The organism is Parasedimentitalea denitrificans, assembly GCF_011813015.1.
In the GTDB taxonomy this organism is placed as follows: Bacteria; Pseudomonadota; Alphaproteobacteria; order Rhodobacterales; family Rhodobacteraceae; genus Parasedimentitalea; species Parasedimentitalea denitrificans.
On sequence record NZ_QHLQ01000016.1, the window covers coordinates 26,635 to 41,065 of the forward strand.

Sequence of the window (14,431 nt, forward strand, 5' to 3'; positions counted from 1 at the left end):
GGCTGAATTCAACTATGCTAAGTTGAATTCAATTGGTCTTCTATATTTTTATGGGTAAATCGCGGTCCAGAAGGCCTGATCTACATGTTCTTCGGCGCTTTCGTTTAGGTGTTTTGCGACCGTTTGCGAGGTCACTGGGCACCCCAGCTCATCCGACTTTGCGGCAATTTGTTGGGCAACATCAGATCTGGCGCGGCGTGGGTCGTAAGAATACCCATCAACAGCCGCTGCCAACAGCGCCTTCTGCAAGCTGTTGAGGCGTCTTGTCAGTGCCGCCTTTTCACGGGGATTTTCCGGATCAGTCTTAAGTCTTGCGGTCTCTTTCTTGAGGCGTTCAATTTCTACCGCCTGGCCGTCAGTCGATACTGACTTTTCTGCGGCTTCCAGTTCCTCAATTCGGTCGGTCTTCGTCTTGACGTCCTGCCGTAATTTCTCATTCTCGATGGTTAGGGCCGCCAATTGGTCGGCCTCGATGCTTTCGATGATGGAGCTCTTGAGACCAACAGCGCGCCACCACGCCTCCGAGACGATGTACCCGCACTTATTAAGCCATAGAATATAATCTCCGGGAGCCGCTTCTTCCGAGATGTCTCCGACTTTCGCTGCCCGCTCCAGCATTTGGAAACGGTCTTCGCGCTCGCGAATTGTTTCGCCGGTCTCCGGTGCCTCGCCGCGCCAGCCATCCGTTGTGAATGGATCAAAGTTCAGCGACAGGTCAATTGCCTCTCGTGGCGTCCAATAGGGCTTTCGTGCCCACTTGTTGATCAAGCGTCGCTCTTGCTGCAAGTATGCGTCAGAGAGCATTTCCCCGCGGTTGAAAGCGAAGTGCTGTCCATCAAAACCAGTTGGCCCTTCGGGTGTTATCGCCAGCCACCAATCACTGTGAAAAGGCATGTCGTTCTTTTCGCCCCACCATAACCATTGCTTGGGTGTCGCTGCTCGCATGCCATCGCGTTCTGTCCGTTCCAGTAGCGACTGTAGCGATTGCAGACTGTCCTGATCGGCATCAGCGACCGGAGTGATGCCTGCCGCGAGAGCTACGGCCTCATTCATGGTCCAGAGTTTTCGATAAATCCAAGCCTGCATCAGGCTTTCCGTGGGCCGGGCTGGGTTGATCATCGAGTCAGTCACGGTTTGGTCCTTCCAGCTTCATTTTATCCAGAGTATCGGCCCACCACTGCGCGAGCTTCACACGCTCATCCCAATGCTGGCCACGTGCATAAGCGCGCCGGATTTCATTTTTCTCAACATGCGCAAGGGCGCGTTCAATTGCATCAGGGTGCCACAGGCCAGCTTCGTTAGCCAACGTGGAGAACACAGCTCGGAACCCATGGGCGGTCATTTCTTCCTTGCTGTAGCCCATGCGCCGGAGAGCCGCATTCAGAGTATTGTCACTCATCGCCCGCTGAGAAGAGCGTACAGATGGGAAAACCAGTTTTCCCCAGCCAGTTAGTTCTCTCAAGTCTTTCAGAATGCCCAGCGCTTGGCGCGGCAAGGGCAGCGCGTGCGGGCGACGCATTTTGGCGCGATGCGACGGAATGGTCCAAATGGCGCCGGTTTCGTCTATCTCTTCCCATTCAGCCAAACGCAGCTCTCCAGGTCGCACTGCTGTAATCGACAAAAGTTGCAACCCAAGCTTGGTGGTTCTTTGACCTGAGAAGCCATCAATCGCGCGAAGCAGCTCTCCAACTTGTTTGGGATCCGTGATGGCGGCACGATGGTTGATTTTGGGACGAATGAGTGCACCCTTAAGACCGTAAGTCGGGTCGTTCTCAGCTTTGCCCAGTGCAATGGCGTAGCGGAAGACCGCACCTGCCGCGGATCGCATTCGCACAGCGCTCTCGTGGTTTCCTTTGCGCTCAACCTTGCGCAGTGGCACTAGAACATCCTGAGCCGTAATGTGCGAAACTGGCATCGCGCCTATGTCGCTATTCAGCAATCGGTGGAACCATTCAGTTTTCTTAAGTGTGGCTTTGGCTCGACCTTCTTGCCGTTTTTTCTCTAGAAGTTCCGCAGCCAGTTTTGAAAATATGTCGTTCTGTTCTGCTGCTTCCTGGTGCTTCTGGGCCTTACGGTGGGCAGATGGGTCTTCGCCACATGCGACTAGGCCTCGCGCGTCGTCTCGCAACTTGCGCGCATCTGCCAGTGTTATGTCGGGGTATTTGCCCAGCGCCAGGAGCTTTTCTTTTCCATGCAAGCGGTATTTGAAGCGCCAGAGTTTGGATCCGCTTGGGTTCACCAGAAGATACAACCCGTCAAAGTCCGCTTGCTTGAAAGGTTTGCCCTCGGACTTAATCGCTCGAATCTTCGCGTCACTTAAAACGGCCATGGGGGTATGTTCCTAGCTACCTCAGGGCACGTACCCCCAACTATACCCCCAATCAGGGTGGATTGAGCTGCACGTGGCAGGACAACATGAGACAACTCGTTCCACAAAGCCCTGTGAATACAGGTTACTATCGTACTACTATGGACGCAATTGGAAGTTAAAATGGTGCCCAGGGGCGGAATCGCTTTATTTGAAGCGCCCCCTTTAACTAATTGATTTTATGTGATTTGTGGGAACGGAATGCAGACAAGTGTGTAGCAAAATGCGTAGCAAATCATGGAGTGCAAAGTGGGTGCATCCGGAAAGAAAATCCCGCCGAATATGGGGCTCAGGAATGGTATTTGGCACCTTCGGATGAGGGTCCCCTCTCGTTACAAATCGGTGGAGTCAAAATCTGAACTTCACCGATCCTTGTACACCGGCGATTTCGAGGAAGCGATCACCCGCAGAGGGGTCATCAAAACTCAGGTATTGGCTGAACTCAACGCAAAGCTCGCAGGCAAAGATCCTTCGCCAGCAAATCACTTCGAGGCAATCGCCCAATTGGCCACCTCCCGGAATTTCACTTACCGGACGGCAAATGAACTACAAACTGCTGGTCCTGCCGCTATTATGGAGCGTGTGTTGAACCTATTCGGAAACAAAGACACAGCCCAATCAGAAGCAGCGACAGCCCTCCTGGGAGGAATTGAGAGACCAAAACTGACGATTACGGAAGTCGCGGAAAAAATGCACCAATGGTATCCTGAAAATGTCAAAAACAAAGCGGCGAAGGCAAAGAAGACGTGGAAAGCACAGTGGACGAGACCAGCTTCCAAAGTCGTAAACCTTCTGGGATATGATCCGGTTTTCCACGAAATTTCACGTTCGGAAGCCGTCTCGCTCCGGGACGCCTTGAAGGACAGGGTCATCGACGAAGACATGTTGGGAAAATCGGCTCAGAAGGAACTGCGATTGTTGAATACCTTGTGGGAGAGGTTTCATAATCATTTGGGTGTAGATGATCGTGTGATGCCGCCTTCCCCCTTCTACAACCTGGGAAAAGGGTTTGGGGCACTTGATGATGAAGACAGTAGGAAGCTGGAAGTGCCCACCGAAATCATCCGGGACAAGATCGTCGCGCCCGGAGCACTCGATTTCATGAATGATGAACTGCGCGACATCACTCTTGTCTTGGCCGAAACCGGGGCTCGTCAATCGGAAATCACTGACCTGCCTCCACATTCCATTTTCCTTGACGATCCAATTCCACACTGCTGGGTCCGGAAGGAAACCGGCGAGTGGGCAAGAGAGATTAAGAATAAGCCAAGCAAGCGAAAAATCCCGCTTGTTGGTGTTGCATTGGAGGCCTTCCAAAGGAACCCTGATGGGTTTCCGAGATACCGTTACAAAGGCACTTATTCAGCGGCTGCCAACAAGGTGCTTCATGAGAAAAAGATTCTGCCTGAGGACATCACTATCGGCGGCCTTCGCCATACCTTCGAAACACGGATGGAAGACGCCGGCTATCAGAATGATGTGCGCGCCGGAATGATGGGGCATTCTGTCAAGAAAGCGCGTGGTCGGGAAGTGTATGGCAACGAAATGCCACTCGAGAAGAAACTCGCGATACTGCACAATGTTATGTTCAATCCAAGCACAAGATAAGTGTACCACCGACGCAAACTTGGCCTTTCTCACCCATAAGTGTTCCTCGACACTGCATGGGACATCTGAATTGCCGACATTCCGGAAGCGACAGGTATTTGCGGGTAGATTAAAGGAATCCTATGTGCGGCAACGAGAACTGACTGGCTGTGGCCTGCTGGACCTCGCCGAGCGCACTGCTGTGTCATCAGCCAACTTCAGGGGCTACTCCAAGAGAGACCAAGATGGCACCGCTCGATACTAATCTTCTGATTTATCGCGCGCAACGACATCCATTACCCGCGGAGGCAGAACGTGCTGCTGCGAGGCCGGCGCCAATGCCGCACTTACAGAACCTGAGCGGATGACTTGAGGATATGCCGCCAAACATCATGTGATTATTGAGGGTACGCCGGACTAACCAAGAAAGTTCTCGATTGGCTCATTCTCAAAATCAGCAAGTGCTACGCTAAGTGCATCCTTGTCTGTTTTGAAACGCTCATCGGGGATAATAGATGTACCCATGGAGTTGATGATCTCCAAAATCCACTCTGGTTCATCAATCCCTCGGTAGATACTGATCTCAAACGGGTGCCCTTCCACGAGCAACTTCTGGCATAGGGGACTGTCAATGATGGGATAGTCGTCCTCGTCCGCAAACATGTCTGGGTTCAATCCGTGTTCCTTGAGGTAGAGAATCGCGGCTTCATAGGCAGCTTTATCGGCAACAAACACATGCGGCCATTCCACAGGTTTGCCATCGACCTCCATTTCGAGTGTCCAGGCATATGTTCCGGCCTCGCGGAATATCTCGATATCCACATCATGGCTGCCAATGATAAGGGATTGGCTAAAATCGCTGTATTCGAAATCAGTTGAAAGCATGGATCACCTCTTGATCTCTTTGGCACGTTTTCGTCGCACGGCTTTGGTGAGTCAATAGATGCCGCGCAAGCAGTTGGTTGCAAATAGGTTCCCACTCGCAAATCTCATGCATAATGTTGCCCCAACATACCTGTTGGTGGGAGAAAATGGCTATGAGTAGTGCTAAGAAAACATGGAAGGATATCAAACCGGTGCTGTCTGGGTTTTCTTCGCCCCAGCTGCTGGGACTGGTCCAGGACCTATATCGTTTGAATGCAGAAAACGTGTCGTTCATGCATGCCCGTTTCTTGAGCGATGGCACAAAGAAGGACCATCTTACCCCTTACATGGCAAGAATTCAGCGGGCGATCAGCCCAAAGCAGCCTTGGAAACAGGATATAAAACTGGCCGAAGGTAGAAAAGCCATCAGTGAGTTCAAGAAAGCCAACGGCAACATCCGCGACACACTGACTCTCATGATCTATTTCGTCAAATGCGGCAATGATTTCACACTTGAGTTCGGGGACATTGACGAGGGCTTCTATGATAGCTTGTCTTCAATGTTCTCGAGTGTTGCCCAAACCCTAATGAAACAGCAGGATCAGGAGTTATTTGCGGAATTTCTGCCTTCGCTTGAGGCAGAAATTGACCGCGTTGATGATCAAATCGGTTGGGGATATCCCGATGAGTTGTCAGAATACCTTGCTGACCTAAAGGACGCTTTTGAATAACAGCTCGCAGCGGCGCAGAACACGGTATTCACTGAGCGACACCTACGTCCCACATTTGATTTTCGATCAGGTTGTAGCGAAAAACAGGTGAGAGCTTGAAGCGGACAATATGGGGTTACTAATTGTGGTGCTCCGAGGTTGTCGGGTCGCTACGAAGACTGATCACTGAAAATTGCCGCGTAACGTGGTGCAAAGAATTTTGTGAAAGCCTTTACCTCGGGCCGACGATACGCTTCTGGTCCTATCAGCATCATGACTGGCCGGGATAGGTCCGAAATATTGTCAAAGCAGCGCACAAAAGCATCATCCGTGTCCGCCCACCTCGCGTGAATAAGCCCCAGACCCATGCCCGCCTTGATGGATGCGTGCAGCATCTCCAGATCACTGAATGTGTTTATGATCTGGTCAGGCGAAACATGGCTTACAATCCACTGGTATAAAATGTCTGGCACGTCTTCGCGCATCAACGTGACGAAGCGATGGCCATGAAATTCGTTAGAAGACCTGGGTAAGCCGAATTTGTCCGCATAATTTTGCGTCCCGTAGAGAGCGAAATGTTCCGTACCGATCTTCCGGCCGATCAAGTTCTCATCTGGATCGCTCATCGCAACCCTAAACGCTATGTCGGCTTCGCCTTCAAGCAGATTCAAAACCCCGACGCTGTGAACGAACTCAATTGCGATCTCGGGTTGGAAGGCGGCAAATTCGGTAAATCAATCCATAGTTTGATCCGAGAAATATCCCGGAGACGTGATGCGGATCGGTTTCGGTTTCGCCAACTCCCGCGCTTTGGCAGCGAAGCTTTCAGATGCTTTTTCAAGAATTTCAGCAAACTGGACCAGACTGTGGGCCTGCGCAGTTGGCTTGAAGCCTCGCGTATCCCGCTCAAACAGTATTAGGCCGGTCTGGTGTTCTAACTCGTCAATGCGCCGTGCTACCGTCGGCTGCGCAACACCCAGCTTGCGTGAAGCCGCCAACGTCGAGCCCTCCCTGAACACCACCAGAAAAACGCGCGCGTCCGACCAATTCCAGAATTCGGTCTTCATTATTGTAGAACAGCACAATTTTTTACATAATACCACCAGCGTCGGTTGTGGCTCATCCTGCAGGAAAGGAGAGAGACCATGATGGCACCGTTTGATACTAATCTTCTGAAGTACAGCGCCCAACGGCATCAATTACCCACGGAGGCAGAACGTGCTGCTGCGAGGCTGACGCCAAGGCCGCACGAAATCTGTCGGTGGATCTCTTCCTGGTGGTCGGCACTTACAACGCTGTCCACACGTCGATTGAAGCCAGCGCCGCGCTGACGGAACTTGAGCGGATGACTTGAGGCAGTGCGGCTGAACACAGTGAATGATGATGCTCAAAATCAGCATCCGCATTCAACTGATCTTGGTTATGTCTTTTAAGGTACGCAGAGTTAGCCCGTTTAGATCGCACGCCGGACGCTTAAGCGTTCCGCGTCTTTCGCGTTCTTATTTTTCTTCTGCGAATGTCTCGCCCTCCGCTCGGCACGCCGCTCGATATCTCTCGATCACATCTTCTTCAGGTATTTCGCCCGAAGGCGACTCCATTGCATCCACTTCACTGACCGTCAGCTTAGCTCGCAAAGCAATGTCTTCTATTTCGAGACCAGCCTTCTTGCGAACGACGCGCAGCTTGATGGCCAGATCTCGTTTCTCTGCATGATCTTCAAGAAAACGTTTCAGCCCAGGATTTGTGTCGGTCAGTTCTTTTTTGAGTTCGTGTCGATCCATTTCTTTCTCTCTTTCTTCGGCATCCCCGCACGATAAGCATACGCGAGATTGGCTGCGTCTTCGTCCGCTCTGTGAGTGTTTCTGCGCGAGCGCATTGAGTTATAGCACTTATGCAAACGACCTGGCGCAACGATGCCGTCTTGTGAAAATGCCTCCCATAGAATTCGATCGAAATCATCTATCTGCGCATGCCGTTCCTCTTTGACCGTACCTGTCAGGCGATCAAGCCAGCGCTGGTCGAATTCCGGTGCGTCGCTCACAAGCGTCTGATCACCAACTGCCTCAATCAACCATTGAGCGATTTCTTCAGCTGATTCAGCATTGTCTAATTCACTGAATGGAATATTATGAACGGCGGCGCTCACCTCTGACCAATCATCCTGATCCCAGCTGTTGTGCGGCTTGATCAGTTTGCTCCGGATCTCAACCCGACGGTCCTCAACCCAGGCGATTCCAACCTCAATCGGCCAGCTCCTCGGACTTAAGCTCGATGCTTCAAAATCAATGAAAACCGGGCTGTGAACGCAATCTTTGGGGATCTCGATGATTTCACTCATCCAATCACTCCAAGCATTTCCATTTTCTCGTGGGCTGATGCCTGTTCTTTGCGAATAGCGATGTCGAGAATATCGCCACCATTCCACACAATTTTCAGCCCAATTTTCGGAATCGCATCTTTCACGAAGATCTTCACAGCAGATCGGACTTCTTTGTCATTGTGAAACACAGCAAAGTTTGAGACCTCATCCAAATCAGATAGGTGATGCTGTTCAAATTCGACATAAGCCTTGAAGCGCTCGCCGATTATATCCTTCAAGATCCGCAGTTTCCGAGCGCGCTCTTCGCGCGCAGGACGTTCAAGTTCTTCGAGCCGCTCGCGCCTCTTTTTTTCCTCGTCAAACTGACTGGTCATTTTTCTAAGTTGAAGAACGCCAAGTCTTCATCACTCATGTCGCGCGGATCTCCGTTGGACTCTTCGATAGGCTTCAGAATCGCGATAACTTCATCGCTTGATTTATCGCCTGAGATCTTGCCAGCCGCGGCCTGCAGCGCTTCAGCGTTCTCGAGACCGAGATCAGCAAAAACATTGCCAGATTCGTCAGTGACTTCAAATTCTGATGGTTCCTTGCTCATGGCTGAATTCTCCGACTGTTCACCTGAATATAGTCGTCAAATCGGAGATCACCGAGAGGTCATGCTGCAACCAAGGAAATATATTTGGTTGCAGACCAAGGGCACTCTGAAGTCATCTTATGCTCCATAAACACTACGGTGTGATGGGTTGGGTAATACTTATATTTCAATGACAGCATTGGCGTATAGCCAGCCCCCGTAGCAGTGCCATAGAAAAAAAGGGACCCTGGAAAAAGCAAGAAACTTCTTGCAATAACCTACAGTGAACAACGCAAGAATCATTTCCTTAATAGTTACAATGTCTTGAAGAAGGAATTCGACATCAATTTCTGGATCATTAGGGCGGAAAGCACAGTCCGCATGCAACACAAATCAGGATGTCAAAATCTTCCAAATCAACGTACTCGCCGGACCTCAAAAGAGAAAAATAATCTTCATGCGGCAAGTGGCTTGGGACTTTGTGCGAGACGCTGGCGAATTCGCTCCTTCGTTTCATCCAACGCCTCCAACGAAGCGAGCTCGGCTTCAAGCGTTTCGTAAAGCCCGACATACCTATCGCCGTCATCCCGAACAGTGACCATAGTTCCGATGTAACAGAGCGCACGCTCAAGTTCTTGGATCTTCTTGCTTCTTGGAAGAGCTTCATAAACGCCCATTATTCCCGACCTCCTGTTTCTGGAAGTCGGGAAATGGGTTCGTTGCAAAAACTCAGAAATCCAATCTCGACGCGGTTTGAAACACCACTTTTCAGCGGTATAACTTAACGCCTGAATGCTGCTGTTCACGCTTGCGCCAACACCCTTTCTGTCTCCCGGATCGCAGCGATTTTGTCCTTGAGTGCTCGTTGCACATTGCGAAATTGGCGCCAGCGACAGGCGAGATTGATCAGGTTGATCGCTTTGACATCGAAGATGTGTTCCGTTTCGACGTGCTGCTCCAAGGCACGGTCACCGAGACCTTCGCAGTAGCGGTTTGTGAACCGGCGGATCTGGTCACCTAAGAGCTCAATGCGCTCTTCGTCCATGTCATCCAGACCTTTCCGCTCATCCAGGCTGTCCAGGAGACCCAGAACGAACGGTTTGTTGGTCCCGTGCGGCACCAGACCGACTTCACGCCATTCCTGCGCCAGTAGGCGGCCCTGAAAAATCACCGCCAACACCAACTCATGGGTTTCGCGTTCGGTTTGTTCATCCATGATGAAGCCTCCAATTTTTGGAACCACACCACGCGGCTCCTCAAGACGCAGGCAGGGGAGGATGCTGCCAGCGGTTGCGCTCAAGCCGCGCCGAGGAAGGCCCGGGACCACTCAAGTTATCTTTCCGAAGGGCGAATTATTCCTTCGTCAGACTCAAGGAGGACGCTTTTCGATGGCGCCTTCAATTTCATTGGGGTGATCGAAAATGCGCAATCCTTGAAATCAATCTTTCTCTTCCTGCTTTTTCAACGGACAGCTCGGCGTTCCCTGTTGCTTCCGCTGAGCTGTCCGGTCAGTTGCCTCTGCCGGGCTTTCGCGTGTTGACGCAGTTGGGGAGGTGGGTGGGGGCTCTGTTCCTCCCTGGTGCGCCCAGGGCTGCTGGCTACGCCCCTGAAGCGGGCACGGGCCTGTCCGTCATCAAACCTCAGTCAGAACAGGAAGCTGTCCTGCGCCCTTCAGTTCATAATACTTGGTTCTCCCGATCCCGAGCTTTTTCCAAGGCTTTTCGCGTGAGGCGTTGTTCTTCAACAGATATTCCTCCCGCGACATTGCTCCATTGTCGGATCTGCGCCGTTGTTCCGCTTCGGCCTTACGGCGTTTTCTTTCTTGATCAGGGATGACCTGCTGCAGGCCGTGAATGCGCGCCATTTCCGACGTGACTCCCAGGCTCTCTGCAATCGTCGCACCCTTGTAATGGTATCGGCCGTCGCTCCAGACGGCGGTCGTTCTGACGAGCCTGGCTTTTTCCGCAGCTTGCCTGGCGATAGCGTTGATTTCGACCGGTTTCAGGCCCGGCGTTGCCATTGCGGCGACCTTCTGCACCTCCCTTTCGATGTCGCTGACATCATGCATGTGCGTAAGGCAGGTAGCATGGAAATGCAGCCATGTGTTTCGCAAGCCAGTCGGGATCGTGCCGCCATGAGCCTTCCGAAAAATTTCCAGATCATGACGGATCAGCTGGAAACGTTGCGCCTGGGTCAGCCCCCGGGGCATGGTCATACCGGGACGTTTCCACGCTTTCTTCTGCTTCCTGCTCTCTGCCAGTTCGGACCGCGTCGGTCTGCCGCTGGCTCGATAGATCTGATCCGAGAAGACATCGAAGCCGTGCCGTTCTCCGGTGCCGCCGGAGACACGGACCACTTTGCCAGACTTTTCGTTGATCGTGTCCGGAATGCGGAAGATCCGGGAGGAATCCTTGCATTTCTTGTCCGCTCCGAAAAATTCCGAGAGCTCAATCAGGGCCCGCATCGCCCCCTGCCAGCGCGGAAGCGCCGAAACCGGGGTTTCGTCGATCAGCCAGATCGCCGCAACGCCTCGCCCGGTATGCATGAAAACGGAGGGGGGCGGCATCCCGGAAACCAGCAAATGAGCCGTATATGCGGCCTGCACTTCATCCGGGGATTTCCCGCGCCAGTGCTGCGAGTTGAAATAGTCGAGGTCGACGTACAAGGCGTTGAGCGCAGCCAACGATTTTCCCCTTCGCCCCTTCCAGAAGCGATTGAGGGTGAGAAAACTCGAATGATCAAGGAACAGAGGCATCTGCATGATCATGCCGGCATGTTCGAGAGAATGGTTTTCCACTTCATTGTGCCCGAACTTGCATAAAACTGCCGCTCTCCCTTGGGAGTCCTCAGGATGCAGCAAGCTGTAATATTCCTCGGCGGAAAGGTTGGAAATCTGGTCGAGCGGGGCGAATTCGCAGGGATCTGTATGCTTCATCCCCAGGAATTATGTCCCGCGTGAAGATCACGGAAAAAATCGACTTGAATTGGTTTTCAGGCTCGAAATCGAGCCGGGCGAAAATCTGGTCAGGCGTCTCTCTATGACTTTCAGACATACTTATCCAACTTACTTACAAACCAACTTTCGCAACTGACTTACTTACAAACTCTTCAACCAACTTACTGATATTTATAACTTTTCCACGACGAAAGAAAAGGTTTGGTAATTTGTTTTTCGGTTTCCGGAACGAACCCAAGTCACTCCTGCAACTGGCAAACACAGGAGTATGACATGCCTCGCACCCCCATTAATTCCGAAGAGAAAATCATCGAGATCGGTGACATCCTCGCGGCAAGGTTCGGCCGAGAGATCACGGCCACGGACATTCACAAAGCATTTGACGGCAAAGGCAACTTTTCCAGGATCCGCAAGGTCTGGGAAAGCCACCTCGCAACAAAAGATGTGGAACAGCCCGAAGAGTTTCCGTTGCCGGACGATGTTCAAGAGCAGATTGATAGAGGGATCAGCGCGCTCGAAAAATCCATGCAGGGCATGGTCCAGGGGCTGATAGCCCGGATGACAGATCAGAACGTCAGGCAGTTTGCTCTGAAGGAGCGCGATTTCGCCATGCTTGAAACCGAACACGCAAAGAAGGTGCAGGCACTGGAAGAGGAGCTCAGCTATTTGACAGAATGTCTGGATCAGTATGAGACGGAAGAAGAAGTTACCGAGACCGAGGCCCCCGAACCCGAACAATCTGCGGCTTCAAAATCGGCTCCGGCTGCGACCGTCCTGGCGGAGGGTCGTAAGTTTCCAAATCGACCTCTGAAGAAAACTCGCCCGGCTCCTCGCAAGGCGTCTCGGTCAAAGAATCCTGTACCGAAGAAATCGCCAGCTCCCAAACCGACGGCGATCTGACGCTGTCGAACTGAGAAGAGGATTCGACAGCGGCCTCTGCTTCCGCAGCGGTTCTCGCATCCTTAAGCCGACGTTTTTCAGCGTCGGCTTTTTCCCTTCTTTCGGTTTCCCGTTCAGCCGTAATCCGGGCAGATTTGTCCAGCCGGTACTTTTCGCGCTGCAAAGCCCGCAATTGCAGCCAAGTGTGCCAGAGCTCGTTATTGTGCCCACGAATTTCAGTCCTGAGCTGCCCTGCCTTGCTGGTATCACCTCCCTCCTCCTCAAGACGACGTGACCTTTCGGCTCGTCGAGGCCCAAGATGATCCTGAGGGATGAGACCTTCAGGGGCATCTCCAGCCTTGGCCATTTCTTCATATGAGCGCAGGTCGATCCGAACTGGCGAGCCGATCCGTTTCAGCGCTGTATTGGTCCTTTTCTCCCATTTCTGGCGAATTCGAAGAATCTCTTCGGGACCGGTCTTCTTGTCATCCAGCACCCTGGTTTTGGCGCCGAATACGCCGGTCTCCGGGCTAACCGCGCGGGTCGTCATCAAAATGTGGGCATGGAAATTCCGATTGGTCCGCGTCGGATCGAAAAGAGCAGCCATGTATTCCGGCTGATCCATACCCAGCTTGCCGACGTTGTGAAGCCGTTCCTCACACCGGTCCAGAAATCTCGGTGCGTGGATATCTGCTTGGACGGCAACACCATACTCGTCCCTAAGCCACAGCGAAAACCCACGAACAAGCCTGACCTGCTCGGCCAGCGGTAGCTCGGCTGGCAGGGAAGGACGCAGTTCCCTGATGACCCGAGAATTGCGCCGGGTCTCAGCCCGTTCCGCCGCGTTCCAAAGGGCCTCGGCTTTACCTGACCAATTGATGATCTCATGTGAAAGGAGGCCGCCAATTTTGCAGGCGTGAAATCTCTGCCCCAGCCGCTCATCACGGTAAGATGAGCGGGCGGTGTAGGAAGCAGATTTGATGGCACTCCTGTTATCTGCCCTGGAATGAATGACGACTTCAAGTCGGCTTGCTGGATGTATCATGAAGAGGATGTTGGTCCCGAACCCGACATCCGCTCCTCAGCCTCACCGGCCAGGTGCGCAGGCAAACTTCAGTTTGCGTAACTGCGCGCAACGCTATTGGCGTGCGAATGACTCGCGCAACGTAAGATCCCTCCCACTCGTGCTTGTTTGCAGATCAATCAGGTGTGGATTTTCTTTCGCGTGCCGCGCATATTTTGCGATCTGTTCTTCCGTGGGCATGTCACCGCTCGGCGCCTCCAAGAGCTCAATTTCCTGTTCAGAAAGCCCGCCGATCTGCATAATTTCCTGGCAAGCCATGCCCAGCGCCTTTCGGCTTGCTCTAAGAAGAAGGGAAAGCTCCCTCTTGGGACGATTTTTTTCATGGTGCTCTTTGAGGCCAGGCATTCTCGCCTCCAGGGCTTCTTGGAATTTGGTTATTTTCACTTCAGACGCTCCTTGGAATTATTTTCAAAGCGCCCGTGGCGAGGCGGTCGGATAGGCCTCATTTCCAGTTCGTTCAGGACAGCTGGGAAAAACTATCATGTTAAAACTCGACCAGAAAATCGACCAAGCCAAGGCACAACTCGGCACCCTCCAAGCCCAAGCCCGGAAGCAGCGACGTAAAGATGAGGCACGGAGAAAAATCCTTTTCGGTGCGGCCGTCTTGGCCTTATTAGAAGAGCTCAATCAAGAGCAGAACCAGAAATTTCTTATGCGATTAAGTTCATATATCAAGCGGGAGACAGATCGAAAGTTCTTAGGCTTGCCACATTTGGGAAACAACGATTTTTGCAAATGATAGAACTTTAGGGATCAAATTTGGAAGTCAGTTTGTGAAATCTCTACCCCCATCAGTCTCCCTCACCTGCCGCTCGCCTAACTTCATCAAATGCCACACGCACGGCACGCGGAGAGGTTTTGAAGAAAAGCTCAACTTCCGCAGCTTCGGCACCAAGGCGCCTATAGATCCACAGAAGATGAGCAATTTCAGGAAATTCTCGGCAGCGTGTCATTAGAGGAATGAGAACTTCTGAGGATGCCACTCTTAAGTAATTGGACATAATTTCCAAGGAATCTGAAACGACATCCTCTTCAACTACAGACCCGAGAAACACCCAGTCCCGCCAAATATTTTCTTGACACATTGAA

At 52.2% G+C, this 14,431-nt stretch carries 18 protein-coding genes and 1 pseudogene; 3 read left to right on the forward strand and 16 right to left on the reverse strand.

The features are described 5' to 3' along the window. Positions 1-48: 48 nt before the first annotated feature. On the reverse strand, positions 49-1,131 hold the full coding sequence (locus tag DL239_RS15095; protein WP_167684935.1) for a hypothetical protein: 1,083 nt from the start codon (positions 1,129-1,131) through the stop codon (positions 49-51). After that, the gene (locus DL239_RS15100; protein WP_167684936.1) at positions 1,124-2,329 is read right to left on the reverse strand and encodes a tyrosine-type recombinase/integrase; all 1,206 of its coding nucleotides are present in this window, start codon (positions 2,327-2,329) and stop codon (positions 1,124-1,126) included. The genes DL239_RS15095 and DL239_RS15100 overlap by 8 nt, the downstream gene beginning before the upstream one ends. A 321-nt stretch (positions 2,330-2,650) precedes the next feature. On the opposite strand from DL239_RS15100, the gene DL239_RS15105 reads away from it, so the two are divergent. Beyond that, the gene (locus DL239_RS15105; RefSeq protein ID WP_369410577.1) at positions 2,651-3,976 is read left to right on the forward strand and encodes a DUF6538 domain-containing protein; all 1,326 of its coding nucleotides are present in this window, start codon (positions 2,651-2,653) and stop codon (positions 3,974-3,976) included. A gap of 396 nt (positions 3,977-4,372) precedes the next feature. On the opposite strand, the gene DL239_RS15110 is transcribed toward DL239_RS15105, so the two are convergent. Beyond that, positions 4,373-4,840 (reverse strand): hypothetical protein, encoded by a 468-nt coding sequence (locus tag DL239_RS15110; protein ID WP_167684938.1) that lies wholly within the window; start codon positions 4,838-4,840, stop codon positions 4,373-4,375. 146 nt (positions 4,841-4,986) lie between these two features. Between DL239_RS15110 and DL239_RS15115 the strand changes: the two genes are divergently transcribed. Further along, positions 4,987-5,550 (forward strand): hypothetical protein, encoded by a 564-nt coding sequence (locus DL239_RS15115; RefSeq protein ID WP_240931882.1) that lies wholly within the window; start codon positions 4,987-4,989, stop codon positions 5,548-5,550. Between the two features lie 149 nt (positions 5,551-5,699). Here DL239_RS15115 and DL239_RS15120 read toward each other — a convergent pair. The 12 genes and pseudogenes from DL239_RS15120 to DL239_RS15175 all read right to left on the reverse strand — a co-directional run. After that, a pseudogene (locus DL239_RS15120) lies at positions 5,700-6,245 on the reverse strand (LysR substrate-binding domain-containing protein); the annotation flags it as partial. Positions 6,246-6,263: 18 nt separating this feature from the next. Beyond that, positions 6,264-6,596: a LysR family transcriptional regulator gene (locus DL239_RS15125; protein WP_167684939.1), complete on the reverse strand. Its 333-nt coding sequence runs from the start codon at positions 6,594-6,596 to the stop codon at positions 6,264-6,266. A gap of 432 nt (positions 6,597-7,028) precedes the next feature. Beyond that, complete coding sequence (locus DL239_RS15130) at positions 7,029-7,310, reverse strand: helix-turn-helix domain-containing protein (protein ID WP_167684940.1); 282 nt, start codon at positions 7,308-7,310, stop codon at positions 7,029-7,031. After that, the gene (locus tag DL239_RS15135) at positions 7,280-7,867 is read right to left on the reverse strand and encodes a 3'-5' exonuclease (protein WP_167684941.1); all 588 of its coding nucleotides are present in this window, start codon (positions 7,865-7,867) and stop codon (positions 7,280-7,282) included. The genes DL239_RS15130 and DL239_RS15135 overlap by 31 nt, the downstream gene beginning before the upstream one ends. Beyond that, a complete protein-coding gene (locus DL239_RS15140) occupies positions 7,864-8,223 on the reverse strand; it encodes a hypothetical protein (RefSeq protein ID WP_167684942.1) in 360 nt (119 codons plus the stop codon). The genes DL239_RS15135 and DL239_RS15140 overlap by 4 nt, the downstream gene beginning before the upstream one ends. Then, positions 8,220-8,444, reverse strand: a complete 225-nt coding sequence (locus DL239_RS15145; RefSeq protein ID WP_167684943.1) for a hypothetical protein — start codon at positions 8,442-8,444, stop codon at positions 8,220-8,222. Before DL239_RS15145 ends, DL239_RS15140 begins: the two co-directional genes overlap by 4 nt. Before the next feature lie 434 nt (positions 8,445-8,878). After that, a complete protein-coding gene (locus DL239_RS15150; RefSeq protein WP_167684944.1) occupies positions 8,879-9,100 on the reverse strand; it encodes a hypothetical protein in 222 nt (73 codons plus the stop codon). A 125-nt stretch (positions 9,101-9,225) separates the two neighbouring features. Then, on the reverse strand, positions 9,226-9,639 hold the full coding sequence (locus DL239_RS15155; RefSeq protein ID WP_167684945.1) for a hypothetical protein: 414 nt from the start codon (positions 9,637-9,639) through the stop codon (positions 9,226-9,228). A gap of 417 nt (positions 9,640-10,056) precedes the next feature. Further along, positions 10,057-11,358 (reverse strand): hypothetical protein, encoded by a 1,302-nt coding sequence (locus DL239_RS15160; RefSeq protein ID WP_167684946.1) that lies wholly within the window; start codon positions 11,356-11,358, stop codon positions 10,057-10,059. A gap of 192 nt (positions 11,359-11,550) precedes the next feature. Continuing rightward, positions 11,551-12,006 (reverse strand): hypothetical protein, encoded by a 456-nt coding sequence (locus DL239_RS15165; protein ID WP_167684947.1) that lies wholly within the window; start codon positions 12,004-12,006, stop codon positions 11,551-11,553. 79 nt (positions 12,007-12,085) lie between these two features. Continuing rightward, on the reverse strand, positions 12,086-13,303 hold the full coding sequence (locus tag DL239_RS15170; protein ID WP_167684948.1) for a MobA/MobL family protein: 1,218 nt from the start codon (positions 13,301-13,303) through the stop codon (positions 12,086-12,088). Between the two features lie 93 nt (positions 13,304-13,396). Next, positions 13,397-13,726: a hypothetical protein gene (locus DL239_RS15175; protein ID WP_167684949.1), complete on the reverse strand. Its 330-nt coding sequence runs from the start codon at positions 13,724-13,726 to the stop codon at positions 13,397-13,399. 97 nt (positions 13,727-13,823) lie between these two features. Here DL239_RS15175 and DL239_RS15180 point away from each other — a divergent pair, with 97 nt between their 5' ends. Next, positions 13,824-14,081 carry a mobilization protein gene (locus DL239_RS15180; RefSeq protein ID WP_167684950.1) on the forward strand — a complete coding sequence of 86 codons (258 nt, stop codon included), beginning with the start codon at positions 13,824-13,826 and terminating at the stop codon, positions 14,079-14,081. A gap of 52 nt (positions 14,082-14,133) precedes the next feature. On the opposite strand, the gene DL239_RS15185 is transcribed toward DL239_RS15180, so the two are convergent. Continuing rightward, complete coding sequence (locus DL239_RS15185) at positions 14,134-14,427, reverse strand: hypothetical protein (RefSeq protein ID WP_167684951.1); 294 nt, start codon at positions 14,425-14,427, stop codon at positions 14,134-14,136. Between the last annotated feature and the right edge of the window lie 4 nt (positions 14,428-14,431).